Source organism: Streptomyces sp. KMM 9044, from assembly GCF_024701375.2.
GTDB lineage: Bacteria > Actinomycetota > Actinomycetes > Streptomycetales > Streptomycetaceae > Streptomyces.
The window spans coordinates 2,859,826-2,878,981 of record NZ_CP113910.1; the positions used below are offsets into that span (position 1 = coordinate 2,859,826).

A 19,156-nucleotide genomic window follows, 5' to 3' on the forward strand; every position below is an offset into this window, starting at 1 on the left:
ATTTCTTCGGACGTTCGCCGGAGAACGCGGAGGGGGACTTGAGGGGGACCGGTCTAGTCCGTCACGTCGATCGCGTACCGGTTCGTCTCCACCCCTGCCGCCGTGACGACCTGCACCTCGACCCGTCCCGGTTCCACGTCCGCCGGGACCGGGACCGTCAGCAGGGCGTCCGTCGGGTTGTCGAAGCCGCCTGCTACCGGCACCAGCGGTACATGGACGTGCACGGTGCCCACCCGGACGACCATCCGGGCCAGCCGGTCGGCTGCCTGCGCGCCCAGCGGCACGAAGCCGGCCCCGCGGATCTCGATGTCGCCACCGGTCCGGATCGGCGCGTCCAGGTCACCGGCCTCCCGCGCCCGTACCACCGACAGGATCACCGGCCGGCCGCCCTCCGCGTACTTCCCGGCGAGATAGGTCGCCGCCGACACCAGCACGACCACGGCGAGTCCCCAGGGCAGGTCCGGCAGTTGGTCCGGTCGCCGCGCCAGTCGTACCGCCGCGAACGCCAGCGCGACGGTGCTGATCACGACGTACTGGATGTCGGCGAAGGCACCCCGGCCCGCGTCGTCGGTCAGCAGATCGGCCGCCCGGGGCCGGTCCGCACGCACCTTCTGCAGCCGCTGTCCCTGCACGCGCAGCCCGACCACCCGCCGCACCACCACGGCGATCCCGCACACCACGGCGAGGACGGTCACCACACCGGCGCCGCGGGCGAGTTCCAGTCCCGCGATCAGCGCGTCACGTTTCCGGTGATCGGAGGCGACGGCCAGTTGTCCGACCAGGACCAGCAGCGCGTACGCCAGGAAGAGCACCCAGGCGGCCGCCACCGCACGGGACGTGGAGAGGCGGTTGTCCTCCCCGATGACCGGGGCCAGCACCCCGCCGCGCGCCCGGTGGAACCAGGAGGCCGCGGTCAGCGCACCCGCGACCACCAGCGCGGCCAGCAGCCCGGCCGTGCGGGCGGCGCCCCACCCCGGGCCGATCGCCGTGAGCGCCTGGCCCAGGAGCAGCAGGACGACCGCCGACCACACCACCACCGCCGTCCGGCGACACATGCGTGCCAGCCAGGCCGCGCCCTCGGCCCGGCCACGCCGGGCGACGAGTTCGGCGGCCTGGGCCAGTTCCTCCGAGATCCACTGGCGGGAGGCGGACGCCGAGTGGGCCACCGCCGCGGGCAGCCCGTGGCCGGCCGCGAACTCCTCACGTCTCAGCAGGAACGCGGCGACTGCGCGCCGATGCCCCTCACGCACCCCGTGCGGACAGTCCCCGCAGGCGCAGCCGCCCTCGTGGGCGCCCGCGTCCGCGCCGCCCTGTCTCGCCTCCTGCACCGCCACGCCCGAAGCCTGCCTTCCCCGCATCCACGTTCATGATCACGACCACGTCCCCGGCCGCCTGCACCGGTGCAGGCAACTCCCCTGCAACGAAAGCGAATTGTGCCCTACGTCCAGCTCTCCCCACCCAGCAGGTCCGGGCCGTGGGAGTGAAATCCGAGGCCTCGTGTTGACCCGGCCACAGGATTTTCCTCGCTCGGCGCGCCGGGGCAGGTCAGGCCACCTCAGGTCAGGTCAGCAGGCCGGGCCCGCTTCGGCTGATGTCCCGCCACATCGGCTGGTAGTTGATCCACGCCACCAGGTCGCCGCCCAACTGCTCCCGCGTCGCCACCGCCTGCCGGTGGGCGATCAGTACGGGCCGGCCCGCCGCCTTCGCGCCGAGCTGCACCTGGCAGAAGCGTTCCATGGACACGAACCACCAGGCAGCCGCGTCCAACGAGTCTCCCACGGTGAGCAGCCCGTGATTGCGCAGCACCAGCGCCTTGCGAGAGCCGAGCACGGCTGCGATGCGCCGGCCCTCGTGCGCGTCGACGGTGACGCCGCTGTAGGTGTTGTAGAGAGTGTGGTCCTCGTAGAACGCGCAGTTCTCCTGGCTGATCGGGTCGAGCAGGTCGCCGAGGGCGGCGAGCGCGCGGCCGTGCACCGCGTGGCAGTGGGCGACGGCGACGACGTCGGGCCGCGCCGTGTGCACCTGCGCGTGCAGGGTGAACACCGCCTGGTTGACGTGGTGGCCGCCCTGGACCACCTGGCCGTCCCGATTGCCAGCACCGGGTCACTCACGGTGACGTACCGGAAGGACATCCCGAACAGATTACCCCAGAAACAGTCCGTGAACCCGGGATCGCGTGCGGTGATGCGCCCGGAGACTCCGTCCTCGAAGCCGAGCCGTCCGAACAGCCGTAGCGCGCCCGCGAGCCGTTCCATGCGGTGCCGGCGTTCGTCCTCGACCGACTCGTGCATGGGCGGCATGGCGAACCGCAGCCGGTCGGTGGGCAGCGGCAGAAGCGGGGGCGGGGGCGGGGGCGGGGGCGGGGTCTGCCCGCGCATAAGCCCTCCAGCAGGGGGGCGCATGATGCGGAAGTTACCGTCGTGCAGCCACGGACGACAGATCGATTCCACAAGGATCCGGTGCGACGCGACAAAGGCGACATCCGGGCGCCGCCATCCGCAAGCCGCCATCCGGAGGAACACCGTCCGGTGGACTTGGCGGATATCCGACACAAGACGTCCGGTATCCCCGCCACACTCGGCCCATGAACACGAACTGGGAGGCCTTCACCACCGCCGAACCCGCCCTCGCGAAGACCGTGGAGGAGCGCTTCGCCACACACACCCACCACGTCCTCGCCACCCTGCGCAAGGACGGGTCGCCGCGCACCACCGGCCTGGAGGTGCGTTTCCTGAACGGCGAGCTGTGGCTCGGCATGATGCCGGACTCGCTCAAGGCTCTCGACCTGCGCCGCGACCCGCGCTTCGCACTGCAGGCGAACCCCGGATCGGGCACGGGCATGGGCGGCGGGGACGTCCGGATCAGCGGCCGGGCGATCGAGGTCGAGGACAGGGAAACCCGGCGCAGGTACGCCGAAGAGGTGGAACCGACGGAGCCGTTCCACCTCTTCCGCACCGAGCTGACGGAGGTCGTACGGACCTGTGTGGAGGACGGGACGTATCTCGTCCTCCAGGTCTGGAAGCCCGGTGAGCCGGTGCGCACGCTCAAGCGGGCCTGAAAGGACCCGGCGGGGACTGCTCCCCGCCGGGCATCACTCCCACTCGATGGTCCCCGGGGGCTTGGACGTCACGTCGAGGACGACGCGGTTGACGTCCCGTACCTCGTTGGTGATGCGGGTCGAGATCTTCGCGAGGACGTCGTACGGCAGCCGCGACCAGTCGGCAGTCATGGCGTCCTCGGAGGACACCGGGCGCAGGACGACCGGGTGGCCGTAGGTCCGGCCGTCGCCCTGGACCCCGACACTGCGGACCTCCGCGAGCAGGACCACCGGGCACTGCCAGATGTCCCGGTCGAGGCCGGCCTCGGTGAGCTCCTCGCGGGCGATGGCGTCGGCCTCGCGCAGCAGGTCGAGCCGTTCCTTGGTCACCTCGCCGACGATACGGATGCCGAGCCCGGGGCCGGGGAACGGCTGGCGCTGGACGATCTCGTCGGGCAGGCCGAGCTCCTGGCCGACCCGCCGGACCTCGTCCTTGAACAGCTGCCGCAGCGGCTCGACCAGCTGGAACTCGAGGTCCTCGGGGAGCCCGCCGACGTTGTGGTGCGACTTGATGTTGGCGGTGCCGGTGCCGCCGCCGGACTCGACGACGTCCGGGTAGAGGGTGCCCTGGACCAGGAACTCCACGGCCGGGCCCGCGTCCGCGATGATCTCGGCCTGGGCCTGCTCGAAGACCCGGATGAACTCGCGGCCGATGATCTTCCGCTTCTCCTCGGGGTCCGAGACGCCCTTGAGCGCGGCCAGGAACCGCTCCGACGCGTCGACGACCTTCAGCCGGACGCCGGTCGCGGCCACGAAGTCCTTCTCGACCTGCTCGGTCTCGCCCTTGCGCATCAGGCCGTGGTCGACGTACACACAGGTCAGCTGGGAACCGATGGCCTTCTGGACGAGGGCCGCGGCGACGGCGGAGTCCACCCCGCCGGACAGGCCGCAGAGGGCGCGCCGGTCGCCGACCTGCTCGCGGACGGCGGCGACCTGCTCCTCGATGACGTTGCCGGTGGTCCAGTCCGGGCTCAGGCCGGCACCCCGGTACAGGAAGTGCTCCAGCACCTGCTGCCCGTGCGTGGAGTGCATGACCTCGGGGTGGTACTGGACGCCGTAGAGCTTCTTGTCGTCGTTCTCGAAGGCGGCGACCGGGACGACGTCCGTGGACGCCGTGACGGCGAAGCCCTCGGGGGCGGCGGAGCAGGCGTCGCCGTGCGACATCCACACCGGCTGCTCCTCCGGGGTGCCCTCAAAGAGGGTGGAGGCCGCCTTGGAGACGTGCAGTGCGGTACGGCCGTACTCACGGGAGCCGGTGTTGTCCACCTGGCCGCCGAGGGTCTGCGCCATGAGCTGGAAGCCGTAGCACATGCCGAAGACCGGGACGCCGGCCTCGAAGAGCGCGCGGTCGACGGTCGGGGCGCCCTCCTCGTACACGGACGAGGGGCCGCCGGAGAGGATGATCGCCGCCGGGTTCTTGGCGAGGATCTCCGCGACCGGCATGGTGCTCGGCACGATCTCGCTGTAGACCCGGGCCTCGCGGACGCGGCGGGCGATGAGCTGGGCGTACTGCGCGCCGAAATCGACGACCAGGACGGTGTCGGGCGCGTGGGCAGCGGAAGTCGCTGATGACACGAGGTGCCTTCCGGCGGTGGGGCGGGGTCTGGTGCCTCCCGATTCTACCGGGAGGCGCGTGCCCGCCCTCCCCTCACTCCCGGTGCCCGCGCGGGCACCGGGCTGCAGCACCGCACGGTGGGGGCCCGTCTCAGCACGCGACCCTTGTTGAACGGCCGGGTACCGCACGGCATACTGGGCCCATGCTCATGCACCCGACCTTCCTCTTTACCTATGGCAACCGGCCCACCGGCTGCCATGGTCGTGCTGCTTGAGCCACTGACAAGCAACTTCCCAGGCGCCCCGGGCCGACAAGGTCCGGGGCGCCTGGCGTTTTCGGACCCGGTCACTCCGGGGCACACCCCGCGCCCACCCGACGAGGAGCCCCGACATGACCACCACCGACCTCATCCGCCCCGACCTCGCCGGCACCGGCAGCACGGGCGCGGAGGCCACGAACTCCGACACCGCGCGCACCGAGAAGACCGGAGCCCGCACCGCCGAGGCCGCCGGCGTGATCACCGGGGCCCGCGAGCGGATCGACGCGCTCGACGATCGGATCATCGGCCTGGTCCAGGAGCGGATGGCCGTGTCGGCCGTCATCCAGCGGGAACGGATCACCTCCGGCGGCCGGCGGGTGAATCTCTCCCGCGAGATGGAGGTCCTCGGCCACTACAGGGACGCCCTGGGCAAGCCGGGCACCACGCTCGCGATGACCCTGCTGGAGCTGTGCCGCGGCAAGATCTGAACCCACCGCCGAGCACCGGAGCCGGCGTCGCCCACCGAATCCGCGTTCCAGGCACGGACGCATGTATCCGCCCTCACCCGCACGGCGCGTGACCGGAACCGGGATCGCGTCGTTGGTACCGGTGTCCGTGTCAGCCGGGGGCGGGCCCGAAAGAACCACGCGTGGCTCGCCGGAGCGATGAGACGTACGGCTCGCGCCGTGCGTCGTGGGACCTCGTTCCGGACAGGTGACCGGACGGCAGGGGACAGCAGCCCGGTCACTCAGGAGAACGGCCGGCTCCGGGGACGCCCGGGGCCGGCCGGCGGGACGAGTCCCGGTCCGGCCGGAACGTGGGCCCAGGTCCTCCGCGGACAGCGTCCTCGCGGACGGCAGACGAGACCAGCGGCGCCGGCAGCCGGATCTCCGCCCCCGACTCCCACCGCGCGGCCGGAGATCCGGCGAACGGCCGCTCGCGGGTCGGCATGTCGGCGGGCTCCGCGGACGGGGCACTGCCGCGGCGGGCGGTTTCACGGGCCGGCGGCGCGGCGGAAGCGCCGGACGGGTTGACGGCGACCACGGCCACGGCAGCGGCCACCAGCACGCTGACGACGCTCCAGCCCTTGCGCCGGCGCGTGGCCCGGCCGTCCATGCCCTGCCAGGCGGGCCCGGTACGCCATGCTTCAGGCCCGGCGGGCGGGGCAGCGGGTTTGTTCCGGCCCCAACCCCGTTCCTTGCCGACGCTGTTGGACCTGGCCCGGGCCTCGCCCATGGCACGCAGCCGTTCGGTCACCCTCCGCGCCCGTGCGGACGGTTCCTTGGGGGCGGAGCCGCGGATGTCGCGCTCACTGTCCTCGACGGATCTGCCCCACACGCCGTCAGACGGGTGAGAGAACTCCGGTCTTGCGGGTTCTTCGGGCGGCTGCTGCTCGGGCAGGTGACGCGCTTCCTGTCGGGCGATGTCGGATTCCGTCCACGCGGATCGGAGAGTGAGCGTACGCCGCCGCCGATCAGCCCATGCCAGTGATCCACCTCACATAAAGTTGCCGTCGGGACCGGGACAACCATTCACGGGGTTGGGTGATCAAACCCCCCGGAACCACGGGCCACTCCCGCGCCCCACCGCGGAGGCCTCCACCCGACGCGTACCGCAACCGGTGACAGAACCCGACTTTCCGAGGTCCTCATGAAGCTCCGCCGTGCCATGGCTGTCGCCGCAGCAACAGCAGTGACAGCCCCGGCAGCGCTCCTCGCGGCTCCGGCCGCCTACGCCACCGAGTCGGCGAGCCCGTCGCCGACCGTCACCTCGACCGACGAGCCCGGGACGGGCGAGGAGGGCGCGGAGGAGACGGACACCCCGCCGGCCACGACCGATCCCACCGGCGACACGGACACCCCCGACGACACCGAGACCGACGAGGAGCCGGAGCCCCCTCCCAGCGAGTCCGAGGCCGAGACGGAGCCGGCCCCGAGCACCTCCGTCTCCCCGACCGGCCCCGCCCCGAGCCCGTCCGCGCCGGAGGAGTCGGAGTCTCCGGAGCCCGAGCCGTCCGTGTGCGAGGACATCAAGGCCGACGTCGGCATCTCCGGTCTGCCCGGCAAGATCGTCGCGGGCAGTGGCTGGCACGAGTTCTCGCTGGACGTGGTGAACAACTCCGACTCGACGCTCGAGAACCTCGGCTACTTCGCCGGAGCCGCCGCAGACGCGGACGGCGCCGACCGGTTCAGGAGCAAGCAGATCCAACTGCAGGTCTGGAACCCGGACGGCAAGAGCTGGGCCACCCTCGACGAGGACGGCTACGCGGTCGGTTACATCGGGTACAGCACCGAACTCGAGCCCGACTACCAGGTCAACATCCCGATGCGGCTCAACGTGAAGGCCTCCGCCCCGGTCGGCGTCGGCTTCACCATCGGGGCGACCATCTACGGCGAGTGCACCGGCCACGGCTCCATGTCGTACAAGTTCCAGATCGTGGGCGCCGGTACGGACACGGCCGGCATCAAACCGCAGGAAGGCGGCAAGGCACCCGTCACCGGCAAGAAGCCGGTCCGCGGCAACACCCCGAAGGTCACCGGGAGCCTCGCCACGACCGGCGCCGACTCCGACCTGCCGATGATCAGCTTCGTCAGCGGTCTCGCCCTCGTGACCGGCACCGGCGCGGTGTACCTGGTGCGCCGCCGCAAGGCCGGCGCGGTGGCGTGAGCACTCCGTGCGGCGGTTGGCACCGGACCAGGCAAGGTGAAGGACCTGCGCTCGGAGGGGGGCGCAGGTCCTTCGTCCTTTCCCGCCCTCCCCTTCCCCTCCGGTCCGCTCTTCCCGTCCGTCCCTTGTCGGCCTACTTCTTCGGCGGCATCGCCGGCATGCCCAGGAACGGCAGCTTCAGAGCGCCGAAGGCGTCCGCCGGGACCGCCGGGGACCTCGGCTCGGCCGGCTGGAGCCGCTCGTAGGCCGCGCCCTGTTCCGGCCGCTGGTCGGGCTCGCCCTTGTTGGGCCAGTACGACATCGCCCGCTCGGCCTGGGCCGTGATCGTCAGGGACGGGTTCACTCCCAGGTTCGCCGAGACCGCCGCTCCGTCCACGACGGAGATGCCGGGATGGCCGTAGAGCCGGTGGTACGGGTCGATCACGCCGGTCTCCCGGTCGGAGCCGATGGGGCAGCCGCCCAGGAAGTGGGCCGTGAGTGGCATGCCCGTCAGCTCGCCGATGTTGGAACCGGCGAACCCGTTGATCTCGGCGGCCAGGGCGGACGCGCCCTCCGTGGCCGCCCTGATCTGCTTGGGGTTGGCGGCACCATGACCCTGCCGGGCGGTGAGCAGCCCGCGCCCCGGGCCGGACGGCTTCAGGTACGTCGTCAGGGAGTTGTCCAGCGACTGCATCACCAGACCGATGATGGTCCGTTCCGACCAGCGCCGGTTGGAGAACGAACGCACCAGCAGCCAGGGGTGTTTCGCCGCGTTGCCCAGCCAGCCCAGGACCCTGGCCGGGCCCGAGTCACGGCCCGCGTAAGGGACCTGGAGGATCGAGAGGCCGCCCATCGAGTTCGAGCCGCGACCGTAGCGGACCGGCTCGATGTGGGTGTTCTCGTCGGGGTGGATCGACGACGTGATGGCTACGCCGCGGGTGAAGTCGGCCCTGGGCGCCCCGGACACCTTGCGATAACGGCGGTCGTCGGTCTGCGCGCCGACGAGCGCCTCGGAGTTGGTGCGGGTCAGCTCACCCAGCCTGTCCGAGAGGTGCGGCAGCTGTCCGTTCGCCTTCATGCGGTGCAACAGCGTCTGGGTACCGTAGGTGCCGGCGGCGAGCACGACCCGGCGGGCCCGGAAAGTCCGGCCGCCGCCCTTGCGGCGGTTGCCGGTGGGGAGGGCGGCGACGGCGAATCCGCCCTGCGAGTCCTCCGTCACCGACATGGCCGTCGTCATGGGGTGGACGACCGCGCCGGCCTTCTCCGCGAGGTGCAGGTAGTTCTCGTTGAGGGTGTTCTTCGCACCGTGCCGACAGCCCGTCATGCACTCGCCGCACTCGGCGCAGGCCCGGCGTGCCGGCCCAACACCGCCGAAGTACGGGTCGGGCACCTCCTGCCCCGGCTTCGCCTTCGCCGCCGCCTTTCCGCCGGCGTCCTCGCCGTCGCCGAAGAAGACGCCGACCGGGGCCATGTGGAAGGTGTCTCCCACACCCATCCGCGCGGCCGCCGCCTTCAGGTGCACGTCGGTCGGGGTCGTCGTCGGATTGAGCCGTACGCCCAGCATGCGCTGCGCCTGGTCGTAGTACGGCTTCAACTCCTCCTGCCAGTCGGTGATGTCGCGCCACTGCGGGTCGTCGAAGAAGGGCTTCGGGGGTACGTACAGGGTGTTGGCGTAGTTGAGGGAACCGCCGCCGACGCCCGCGCCGGCCAGGACCATGACGTTGCCGAGCAGGTGGATGCGCTGGATGCCGTACATGCCCAGCCTGGGAGCCCACAGGTAGTTCTTCAGGTCCCAGGAGTTCTTCGGGAGGGACGCGCGGGTGAAGCGGCGGCCCGCCTCCAGAACACCGACGCGGTACCCCTTCTCGGTCAGGCGCAGGGCCGTGACGGAGCCGCCGAAGCCCGAGCCGACAACGAGGACGTCGTAGTCGTACGCGGTGGACGCGGTGGACGCGGTGGACGCGGTGGACGCGGTACCGTCTTCGCGCTCCTCGTTCCGTTCCTGGGCGGAGTTCTCCTGTGCCACGTGCTCTCCTCGTCGGAAGCTGCGGTGCCGGCCGGCCGGCCGGCGCGGGGCCGGCTAGCGGAAACGGAAGGCCTTCATCAGGCGCAGGCTCCGGCTCATGAACGCCGCGTACTGCTCGTCGTCCATGCCGAAGACGGGCGCCATGGGCAGCAGCCGCTGGTGGGCGACGGTCTGGGCCTCCGTGTACTTGAGGATGCCCTCGGAGCCGTGCCGGCGGCCGAGGCCGGAGTCCTTCATGCCGCCCATCGGCGACTGGACGCTGCCGTAGGCGGGCGCGTACCCCTCGTTGATGTTGACCGTGCCGGTGCGCAGCCTGGCGGCCACCTCGCCGCCGCGCCGGGCGTCCTTCGTCCAGACCGAGGAGTTCAGGCCGTAAGGGGTGGAGTTGGCGCGTTCGACTGCCTCGTCGTCGGACCCGAAGCGGTAGAGGGAGACGACCGGGCCGAAGGTCTCCTCCGCGCAAACGATCATGGACTCGTCGACGCCGTCGAGGATGGTCGGCTCGTAGAAGTAGGGGCCGATGTCCGGGCGCGCCGTGCCGCCCGTGATCACCTTGGCACCCTTGGCGACGGCGTCGTCCACGTGCCGGGTGACCGCGTCCAGCTGGCGTTCGCCGACCAGGGAGCCCATGTCGGCGCCGTAGGCCAGGGATGTGCCGAGGCGGATCGCGCGGGTCCGGGCGGCGAAGCGCTCCAGGAAGGCGTCGGCGACCGACTCGTGGACGTACAGCCGCTCGATGGAGATGCAGAGCTGGCCCGCGGAGGAGAAGCAGGCGCGGACGGCGCCCGCGGCGGCCCTGTCCAGGTCGGCGTCCTCCAGGACCAGCATGGCGTTCTTGCCGCCGAGCTCCAGGGACACCCCGACGAGCCGGGCGGCGGCGAGCCGGGCCACCTCGCGGCCGGTGCGGGTGGAGCCGGTGAAGGAGACGTAGTCGGCGCGCTTGACGACCTCCGGACCGACGACGGGTCCCTCGCCGAGCACGACCTGGAAGACGTCGGCGGGCAGTCCGGCCTCGATCAGCAGGTCACGGGCCCACAGGGCGGTGAGGCAGGTCTCCGTGTCGGGCTTCATCACGACCGCGTTGCCCGCGACGAACGCCGGGAGCGCGTCGCCGACGGACAGTTCGAGCGGGTAGTTCCAGGGGGCGATCTGGCCGACGACACCGCGCGGGTGGCGCCGTTCGACGGCCTTCGTGAGGACCGGCACGGCGCCCGCGTGCCGCTTGGGCCGAAGGTACGCGGCGGCCCTGCGGCCGTAGTGGCGGGCGGCGACGGCGACGGCCTGGACCTCCTCGTGGGCGTGCAGACGGGCCTTGCCGGTCTCCAGCTGGATCAGGTCGAGTACCTCGGCCTGGCGTTCGAGCACCAGGTCGTGGAAACGGAGCAGCACGGCGGCCCGCCGGCGTACCGGGATCCGCGCCCACACGGCCTGGGCGGCGCGGGCCGTCCCGAAGGCCCGCCGCACGTCCTCGGGGCTCGACTCGGGCAGGTCGGCCAGCTTCTCACCGGTGACGGGCGTGTGGTTGGCCGTCCACCCGGACCCGACGACTTCCCTGGTGAGCCGGGCGACCAGCTCGGGCGTGACCACGTCGGCCGCGGTGCGGGCGCCCTCCGGGGCGGCGGCGAGAGGATGGGTACCGGTCGTTTCCCGGGTCTGCGCGTCCGTCATGAGCCGCAGGGTATGCCCGCGCGAACACTTTGTGTACCCGTCGGTAACAGATTCACCGACTGCTCACACACCACGCCAGTGAACGCTGGCAGCAAACCCGCTGATCAGGGCATTGCGGACCGGACCGCCCCGATCTCGAGCCGGTCGCGGGCACCCTTGAACACCGCAGTCCCCCTCCTTTCCCCGGACGGGCGCCTGGGCATGTCGACACGGAGCTCGTACATGCGGTCGTCCTCAGCGAGGATCATCAGCTGCATGACCCGGACGCGCAGCTCGTCCGGGCCGTACGTCGTGTCGGCGAGGACGGCTTCGTACCCCTGGAAGCTGGTACGGGTGTACTGGGTGCGCGCGTCCGCGTCGTACGTGTCCCGGCCCGCGTGCGCCTGTCGCGCCTGGGCCGTCGGGGACCGGGAGGCCTGGTGCCACTGGGTGAGGCGGACGTCGACGCCGTCCCGGGAGCTGCCGTCGCCGGACCCGTAGACCACGAGCCTGGGCCGATCGCGCGCCCTGCCTCCCGGGCGAACTCCTGGTAGCCGTGCGGGAGGGAGAGGACGGCGGCCGTGGCGGCCTCGCGGTGGGCGGTCCACAGGGGCGAGGCCGGGGCGACCGCGGGAGTGGACATGGGGGTGGACATGGGGTGGACATGGGGGTAGCGGCGGAAGCGCGAGCGGTGCGCTCGGTGGCCGCCCCGTGTCCGCCACGAGGGTGGCGGCGGACCATGCACCGCCTACGAGCAGAGCGCCGGGGGCCGCCACGGGAGCGGGACGGAGAAGGTGACGCACGAGGGGCGGGGACCCGGGGCGCCGGAACCCGAGGCGCCGGAACCCGAGGCGCCGGAACCCGAGGCGCCGGAACCCGAGGCGCCGGAACCCGAGGCGCCGGAACCCGAGGCGCCGGAACCCGAGGCGCCGGAACCCGAGGTGTCGGAACCCGAGGTGTCGGAACCCGAGGTGTCGGAACCCGGGGCGCCGGAACCCGGGGTGCCGGAACCCGGGGTGCCGGGACCGGGCGTATCGGGACCGGGCGTATCGGGACCGGGCGTATCGGGACCGGGCCCGGATTCGCGTTCGGGCCCGGAGACATCGGACGTCGGCTCGGACTCCGGGATCGACTCGGGGACCGGTCTCCGACCCGGGCCCGGGGCTCGGCTCAGGTACGGCGAGGCCGATGCGTGCGGCCTCCGCGGGCGGCAGCGGACCGCGTTCGAGCAGCTCGTGCAGCGACTCGCCGCGGACCAGCTCCATGACGATCCCGGGGAGTCCGTTGGTGCCGTCCCGCCCCTCCGGCTCCTTGACCCCGTCGTCCTCGATCACGACGTCGTGGATGGCGACCGCCGCGGGGTGGTCGACGCGGGCGGCGGCACGGGCTTCGCGACGCATACGCTCGAACGCGTTGGCACGTTCGCGTTCGGGAAGGCGGTCCGGGACGCGGGGCTCCTCGACGGCGACCTCGCGGTCCACCGTCTCGTCCGCCGCCCTTCACACCGTGCCCATGCCGCCGTGCCCCAGCTTGGAGAGCAGCCGGTAACGACCGGCGATGAGCCGGCCGACGCCGGGGTCGTCCTGCGACGGCCGCGGGGGCGACGCCTCGTGGCGGGACGGCCGTGAGGGCGTCGGCGGCGGTGCCGACGGCCGGCCGGGCACCTGCTGTTGCGCATGCGGGGTCTGCTGCTGCGGAACCACCTGCATGGGCGTCGCGTACGGGTTGCCCGGATGCGGCACGGACGCGGGCGGGTTCGGGTTCGGCGGTTGCAGACCGAAACTCGTTGGTTCGTCGGCCGCGCCGTGGCGGGCTCCCCCATTGCTGCTCATGCTCCATCCATATCGCGCCGGGTCCTCGCGGAGCCACAGCGGGTGCCGTCCGGTCGCAGACCCGTGGCCCCGTTCGCGACTTATCCACCTTTCATGCGACTACGCACCCGACGAGGAGATGCCGGTCACCACGGACCGCGAAGGTGTCACCGTTGTCACCACGGCGGAAGACGTGACGGAAGAAGGCGTGGGAGAAGCGGACGGATCCGCCGTACGTGGTGGGCGGGGCTCCGGAGGCCGGCTCGCGGGCGTCAGCGGCCCGGTGCTCGACGGCGTACCGCCCCCGCCCCCGCCGCTCCCGTCACCGTCGTGGTCCAGGAACAGGAGCGCCGCGGACGCCCCCGCCCCCATCAGCGCGGCGACGGCCAGCGCGGCCACGAGCACGCTCTTCACGGGACGCCCCGGCGAGCGCACGGCGGCAGGACCGCCGGGCACGTGTCCCCACCCGCGTGCCGGTTGTCCGGGCGGCAGGTGGCCGGGCGGCGGGGGCTCCGGTGTGCGGCCCGTCTCGAGGAAGGACCACAGCATCCCCTCGGCGCGGTCCGCGTCCAGCCGCCGGGCGGGATCCCGTTCCAGCAGGCCGCGCACGACGGGCAGGATCGGCCCGGCTTGCGCGGGTGGCCGTATCTCGTCGGCCACGACCGCGTGCACGATCCCGCCGATCGAGTCCCGGCGGAACGGCGACTCGCCGCTGAGCAGCGTGCACAGCAGCGCGCCCAGCGACCACAGATCCGACTCGGGTCCGCTCCCGGCCCCGGACATCCGCTCGGGGGCGGTGTACTCGGGCGAGCCGACGAAGGAGCCGGACTCGGTGAGCGTGGTGGCGCCGGCCACCTGGGCGATACCGAAGTCGGTGAGGACGACCCGGTCGGTGCCGCGCTCCAGCAGCACGTTCGCGGGTTTGAGATCCCGGTGCAACACGCCCGCCGCGTGGGCGGCGCGCAGCGCACCGAGCAGGGCGATGCCGATGTGCGCGGCCTCCACTGCGTCGACCGGGCCCCGTGCGGCAACACGGTCGGCGAGCGAACCGCCGTCGATCAGCTCCAGGACGATGTACGGACGTTCGTCGTCCCCGACGACGTCGTGGACGACGATGATGTGCGGATGGCTCAGCTGGGCGAGCGCCCGCGCCTCCCGCAGGGTGAGGTCCCGCTGCCGACGGGCCTCCGTCGCGGTGAGCGTCTCGTCCAGGGGGAGTTCCTTGACGGCGACGCCACGCCCGAGCAGTTGGTCCGTCGCCCGCCACACCACGCTCATGCCGCCGCGCCCGAGCCTCGCCTCCAGGCGGTAACGGCCTGCGACGACACGGTCGTTGTGCCGCGCGGACCCGCTTGCGGGTTCCCCCTCGGTCACCATGGGCCCATCATGCCTCACCGGATGTCGTCCCTCCGGTAGGCCGATTCGGCCAAGCGCCGCCGTCACGGCCCCGAACGGCCGGATTCCCCCGGGGCCGGGGCCCGTCTCAGCCGGGTTCCCGCCATCCCCGCAGGACCGTTTCGAACTGCCGGCTTGTCGTGGCCCAGTCCTCGGCCGGGGACACGGTGTAGATCGCGTACTCGACTCCGCCACGGGAGATGTACATCTGCTCCACGGCCCGGTACGGCCCGGGGAACTCCGTGTCCTTCGCCAGCGCGGTCCAGCTGTACCTCCAGCCGCGCACCCTCGCGGTCGCGGTCGACGCGGCGTTCCAGCGTCACCTGCCGGTAGTCGACCAGCCGCTGCCCTATCCGCTGGTCCGGATCACTCAGGTACTCGAACGGGTCGGCGAAGTCGGGGGAGTCGGCGAAGTCGCCGGCGGCGATACTGATGAAGGTCCTGCCGCCGTCGGGCGTGTAGTCGACCTGGCGGGTCGCCTCGTCGAAGACGACCCGCTCCCAGTCGTCCCCGGGCAGGGCGGCACTGAAGCCGAACGGATCGTCACGACGCACCCAGCCCGCCGGCGGCCCACCCGTCTGCTCACCGCCCTGCGCACCGGCCTCGTCGGACGATGACGACGGCGTGGCCGTGGGGGTCGGTTTGTCGAGGGGCGACGCCGAGCTGCCGCTGCCCTGTTCCCTGCCGTCGCCCCCCTGCACGAGCAGGAGCGCCGTCCCTCCGCCGACGAGCGCGGCCAGGACCGCGACCAGTATGTCAGACGCCCGCGCCCGAGCCGCCGGGGCCCGGCGGGAGCGACGCCTCCGGAAGGCGACTGGACGGCCGTGACACGGGGAGCGGAACCCGCCCCGGGCTCGTACGCCGTCGGTCCCGAGGGCCACGGAGGCTGCGTCGGCGACTGCGTCGGCGTCGGCGTCGAGGCCTGCGAGAGCGCCGCCTGCGACGACGACGGCGATGTCTGCGCCGAGGTCGGCCGTTGCCTCTCCGCCACCTCGGCGAGCATCCGCTCGGCCGCCGCCGCGTCGGGCCTCGTGACCGGATCCTTGCGCAGGAGTGCGCCGATGACGGGCGCGAGCGGGCCGGCGTACCGCGGCTCGTCGGCCTCCTCCTCCACGACCGCCTGCATGGTGGTCAGCGGAGACGTCCGGCGGAACGGCGATCCGCCCTCCACCGCCGTGTGCAGCGTCGCGCCCAGTGCCCAGAGGTCCGAGGAGGGGCCGGGATCCTGGCCGCGGATCCGCTCGGGTGCCAGGTAGTCGACCGAGCCGGCGACCTCTCCGGTACGGGTGATCGCCGTGTCGCCCTCGATCTGCGCGATGCCGAAGTCGGTGAGCAGCACGCGGCCGTCGCCGCCGAGGAGCACGTTGCCGGGCTCGACGTCGCGGTGCACCACCCCGGCGGCGTGCGCGGCGCACAGGGCGCGCAGCACCCGCAGGCCGATACGGGCCGCCTCACGGGGGCTCGACGCGCTCCCGCTCCTTGACGGCGTCGGCGAGCGAATGGCCTTCGACCAACTCCGTGACGATCCACGGCCGGCCGTCGTGCTCCAGCACGTCGTGCACGGTGACGACCGCGGAGTGGTTGATCCGTGCTGCCGCGCGTGCCTCGGCGCGGGTCCGCGCCAGCATCATGGCCTGGTCCGCGTCGGAGACGTGGAGCGCGACGGTCAGTTCCTTGACGGCCACGGACCGGTGCAGCACCTCGTCGTGCGCGCGCCACACCCGGCCCATGCCACCGCTGCCGATGGCATCGCCCAGCCGGTAGCGGCCCGCGACGAGCAGGCCCTGCATCTGATGCACCTTGCCCCGCGATGTTCTTGACAGGGTCAGATTAGGTTTCCGGGGCCCGGCCTGGGAACAGCGGGCGGACCATGGAAACCGCACTGTGACGGTTGCCACTGCGGGAAACACGCGGTGGCGGATGCGACAGCGGCGACTGCCGAGGTGTACGGCGCCGGGTCAGCCGGTGAACCGGTAGGTCGCCGAGGCCTGCTCGAACAGCCGGGTCACCTCGTCCCGTTCGCCCTCCGGGCCACGCACCTGGAGTACGTGGTACCGGCCGTCGATCAGCGCGGCGAGGTTGCGGATGTACAGCTCGCCGCTGTCACCGGTCCAGGTGAACTGGCCCTCGGCCATGGTCCGTCCACCCACCTCGACGGTCTTCAGACCGGTGGAGGTGGCCCAACTGGAGTCGCGGTACGGCTGGAGTTCACGCTCGTCTTCCCGCTGATAGGCCATCGGGTCGTCCCCGTACTGCGCGGCGCTGTCCCGGCCCGGTACAACGATCAGCTCGAAGTCGCCGCTGGAGTAGAGGACCTGACCGCTGCCGTTCTTCCCGGTGCGCTGCCAGCCCTTCGCCACGGCGACACGGAAGTCCTCCGGGTCCTTGCGCAGGGTGAAGCCCTCGGGGACGTCGGGATCGTCGGGGCTGGTGGTCTGCGTCTCGTCGGCCGCACCGGACTCCCCGGTGCCGCCCTCCGGGTTCTTCGGATCCCCCGGTTCCGCAGAGGAGTCGCCGGAGCCTGCTCCCGGCGCGCCGCCCGCCCCCTGCGAGGGAGACGCCTCGCCCGCCGTACCGACCGCACCGGTGCGGTCGGCCGCCCCCGCGCCCCCGGTGTCCTCACCGGCCTCCGGCATGAACATCACGGCGTACGTGATCGCCGCGGCCATGGCGACCAGCACCAGCAGAAGCAGCGTGCGGCCCAGCCTGCGCGGGGACTTCGACTCCTGCCTGGCCCGCTTGTGCCGTCCTTGGTGCGCCGGCAGCCCGGCGCGGCGCCTGCGCACCAGCTCGCCCCGGCGGCGCACGATCGGCAGCCGGCTGGCGTCGACCGGCGGCGCCGCTATGACGTGCACACCCGCTTCCGGCTCGGGCGCCGACCGCACCAGCGAACGCAGCCAGCCCCGCAGTTCCTCGAAGTCGAGCCGCTCGGTGGGATCCTGGCGCAGCAGCGACTCCACGACCGGCCTGAGCGGCCCGCACTCCTCGGCGAACGCGGGGGGCTCGGCGCACACCATCTGCACCAGCTCGGCCGTCGACTCCTCCGGGTAGGGCGCGTGTCCCTGTACGGCCCGGAACAGGAGCGCGCCCAGTGCCCACAGGTCCGTCGCTGGACCGATGGGCGCGGCCAGTTGCCAGTTCTCGTGCACGGGACCGGCCTGCTCCGGTGCCCACCGCTCCGTCACGGGGCCGACGACGGCCATCCGTGTCTGTCGCGCCCGCTCGGCGGCCAACGCGGTGGTGGGGCCCCGGCGCACAGGTGCGTGGGCTGCCGGCTCGCCCCAGTGTGCGGTGGCCGGGACGGCTCCGCCGGACGGCAGGGCCGTACGCCCGTGCCGGTCGGCACTGCCGAAGCCTCCGCCACTGGGCGACTGCGGGCTGCCCGCGCCGGGTTGTTCGGCGGGGGAAGCGCTGCGGGACATGGCGCCGTGCCAGCCGGTGGCCTCCACGCCGTACGGATCGGCCATCCGCCCCGGCGGGGCCGGACCGCTCCCGCCCGGCGTGGCCGACGAAGCGCTGGTGTGCGGTGCGAGGACGGCCTGGTCGCCGCCCTCGGTGGCGGGAGCGGCGCCGGGCAGGACAGCTCGTCCCGACCGCTGCGCCTCCTGCACCCGGGCTGCGGCACGGGCACCCGCCCGGTACGCGGCGATCGCCCCCGCGCGGGCGGCCCTGACGTCCCCGGCGCTGTCGATGGCCCGCGCGTCCGGCGCCCCGGTGCCCGGGGCCGCCGCCTCGCCCCCGGGAAGCCGACCGGATCGCGCCTCGATGGCAGCCCGTCGCGAGACGTCGGGATGCGGGTCGGGGGCCGCGGTGAATCCGGGCGGCCATGACGGAGTGCGCCCCGGTTCCTGCGCCGGAACACCGGTGCCCGTGGGTGCCACGGGCCCCAACGCCCCGGCTGCCGAGCCCGAGCCCCCGCCGGCCCGCGGCACCACAGGGTTCGGAGCAGCCCGGCCCGCAGCGGTGGTAACCGGAGCGGTAGGTGCCGGAGCGGCGGCATCCGGAAGGAACGTGTCAGGAACGGGCACCGGGTCGTACCCGCACAGCGCCTCCTCCGCCGCGCCGACCGCGAGACCGGTCAGCATCACACGGCCGTCGTCGCAGACCAGCACCGTACGGGTGGTGATGTTCCGGTGCACCCAGCCGTGTCCGTGCAGTACCCGCACGGCCATCAGAACGTCGGCGGCGACCTCGGCCGCCCGGTACGGGGTCAGCGGCTGCTCGGCCAGCAGCGCCGCCAGCGGCCGGGCGGACACCAGTTCGCTGACGATCCAGAGGGAGCCGCCCTCCGCGAACACGTCGAAGACCTGGTCCAGCCGGGGGTGGTCGGGGATGGCCGCCGCGGCCTGCGCGGCTTCGACCGCTCGCCGCACCACGGGGTCGGTGGGCCGCCGTGTGCCCGTGCGGTCGGCCGTACGCCCCACAGAGCGGCGGGCACTTCCGTCACGCGCCGTGAAACCGTCGGGCAGTCCTTCCGCGTCGAGCACCTCGGCCTCGACGACCTCCGGCAACGGAATCTGTCTGACGAGGACTTCCTGCCCGCTGTAGGTGTCGAAGGCGCGGATCTCGGTCAGTTCGTACTCGTCGGACGGCGGCAACGGCAGGCGGTAGCGGTCGGCGAGGACCCGCCCCGCGTATTCGTCCACTGCGCCTCCCCCGGCATTGTGGTCGGTCAGGTCCGCTCGCCCAGCGGCCTGTTCCGGCTTCGTACGGTCCGCGA

The 19,156-nt window shown here is 72.6% G+C and carries 11 protein-coding genes and 3 pseudogenes; 3 read left to right on the forward strand and 11 right to left on the reverse strand.

What is annotated here, in order from left to right; all coding sequences use genetic code 11:
* Positions 1–53 precede the first annotated feature (53 nt).
* A complete protein-coding gene (locus HUV60_RS12645) occupies positions 54–1,334 on the reverse strand; it encodes a hypothetical protein (protein ID WP_257851160.1) in 1,281 nt (426 codons plus the stop codon).
* 226 nt (positions 1,335–1,560) lie between these two features.
* Positions 1,561–2,378: pseudogene (locus HUV60_RS12650) on the reverse strand (class II aldolase/adducin family protein).
* A 206-nt stretch (positions 2,379–2,584) separates the two neighbouring features.
* Here HUV60_RS12650 and HUV60_RS12655 point away from each other — a divergent pair.
* A complete protein-coding gene (locus HUV60_RS12655; RefSeq protein WP_257851158.1) occupies positions 2,585–3,058 on the forward strand; it encodes a pyridoxamine 5'-phosphate oxidase family protein in 474 nt (157 codons plus the stop codon).
* 33 nt (positions 3,059–3,091) lie between these two features.
* Here HUV60_RS12655 and guaA read toward each other — a convergent pair whose 3' ends face one another.
* Positions 3,092–4,672 carry a glutamine-hydrolyzing GMP synthase gene (guaA, locus tag HUV60_RS12660; protein WP_257851157.1) on the reverse strand — a complete coding sequence of 527 codons (1,581 nt, stop codon included), beginning with the start codon at positions 4,670–4,672 and terminating at the stop codon, positions 3,092–3,094.
* 370 nt (positions 4,673–5,042) lie between these two features.
* Here guaA and HUV60_RS12665 point away from each other — a divergent pair, with 370 nt between their 5' ends.
* A complete protein-coding gene (locus HUV60_RS12665; protein ID WP_257851156.1) occupies positions 5,043–5,399 on the forward strand; it encodes a chorismate mutase in 357 nt (118 codons plus the stop codon).
* Positions 5,400–5,655: 256 nt separating this feature from the next.
* Here the strand turns inward: HUV60_RS12665 and HUV60_RS12670 are convergent, their stop codons facing one another.
* A complete protein-coding gene (locus HUV60_RS12670) occupies positions 5,656–6,249 on the reverse strand; it encodes a hypothetical protein (protein ID WP_257851155.1) in 594 nt (197 codons plus the stop codon).
* Positions 6,250–6,561: 312 nt separating this feature from the next.
* Between HUV60_RS12670 and HUV60_RS12675 the strand changes: the two genes are divergently transcribed.
* Positions 6,562–7,578: a hypothetical protein gene (locus HUV60_RS12675; RefSeq protein ID WP_257851154.1), complete on the forward strand. Its 1,017-nt coding sequence runs from the start codon at positions 6,562–6,564 to the stop codon at positions 7,576–7,578.
* 133 nt (positions 7,579–7,711) lie between these two features.
* Here HUV60_RS12675 and HUV60_RS12680 read toward each other — a convergent pair whose 3' ends face one another.
* From HUV60_RS12680 to HUV60_RS12710, 7 genes and pseudogenes are all read right to left on the reverse strand, one after another.
* Positions 7,712–9,583 carry a GMC oxidoreductase gene (locus HUV60_RS12680; protein ID WP_257851153.1) on the reverse strand — a complete coding sequence of 624 codons (1,872 nt, stop codon included), beginning with the start codon at positions 9,581–9,583 and terminating at the stop codon, positions 7,712–7,714.
* Between the two features lie 54 nt (positions 9,584–9,637).
* Entirely contained in the window at positions 9,638–11,251 is a 1,614-nt protein-coding gene (locus tag HUV60_RS12685) for a succinic semialdehyde dehydrogenase (protein WP_257851152.1), read from the reverse strand.
* A gap of 104 nt (positions 11,252–11,355) precedes the next feature.
* Positions 11,356–11,736, reverse strand: a complete 381-nt coding sequence (locus HUV60_RS12690; RefSeq protein ID WP_257851803.1) for a hypothetical protein — start codon at positions 11,734–11,736, stop codon at positions 11,356–11,358.
* A gap of 669 nt (positions 11,737–12,405) precedes the next feature.
* Positions 12,406–13,062, reverse strand: a pseudogene (locus tag HUV60_RS12695) (serine/threonine protein kinase); the annotation flags it as partial.
* A 99-nt stretch (positions 13,063–13,161) separates the two neighbouring features.
* A complete protein-coding gene (locus HUV60_RS12700; RefSeq protein WP_257851151.1) occupies positions 13,162–14,418 on the reverse strand; it encodes a serine/threonine-protein kinase in 1,257 nt (418 codons plus the stop codon).
* Positions 14,419–14,524: 106 nt separating this feature from the next.
* Positions 14,525–16,226: pseudogene (locus tag HUV60_RS12705) on the reverse strand (protein kinase domain-containing protein).
* Between the two features lie 168 nt (positions 16,227–16,394).
* On the reverse strand, positions 16,395–19,082 hold the full coding sequence (locus tag HUV60_RS12710; RefSeq protein WP_257851150.1) for a protein kinase: 2,688 nt from the start codon (positions 19,080–19,082) through the stop codon (positions 16,395–16,397).
* Between the last annotated feature and the right edge of the window lie 74 nt (positions 19,083–19,156).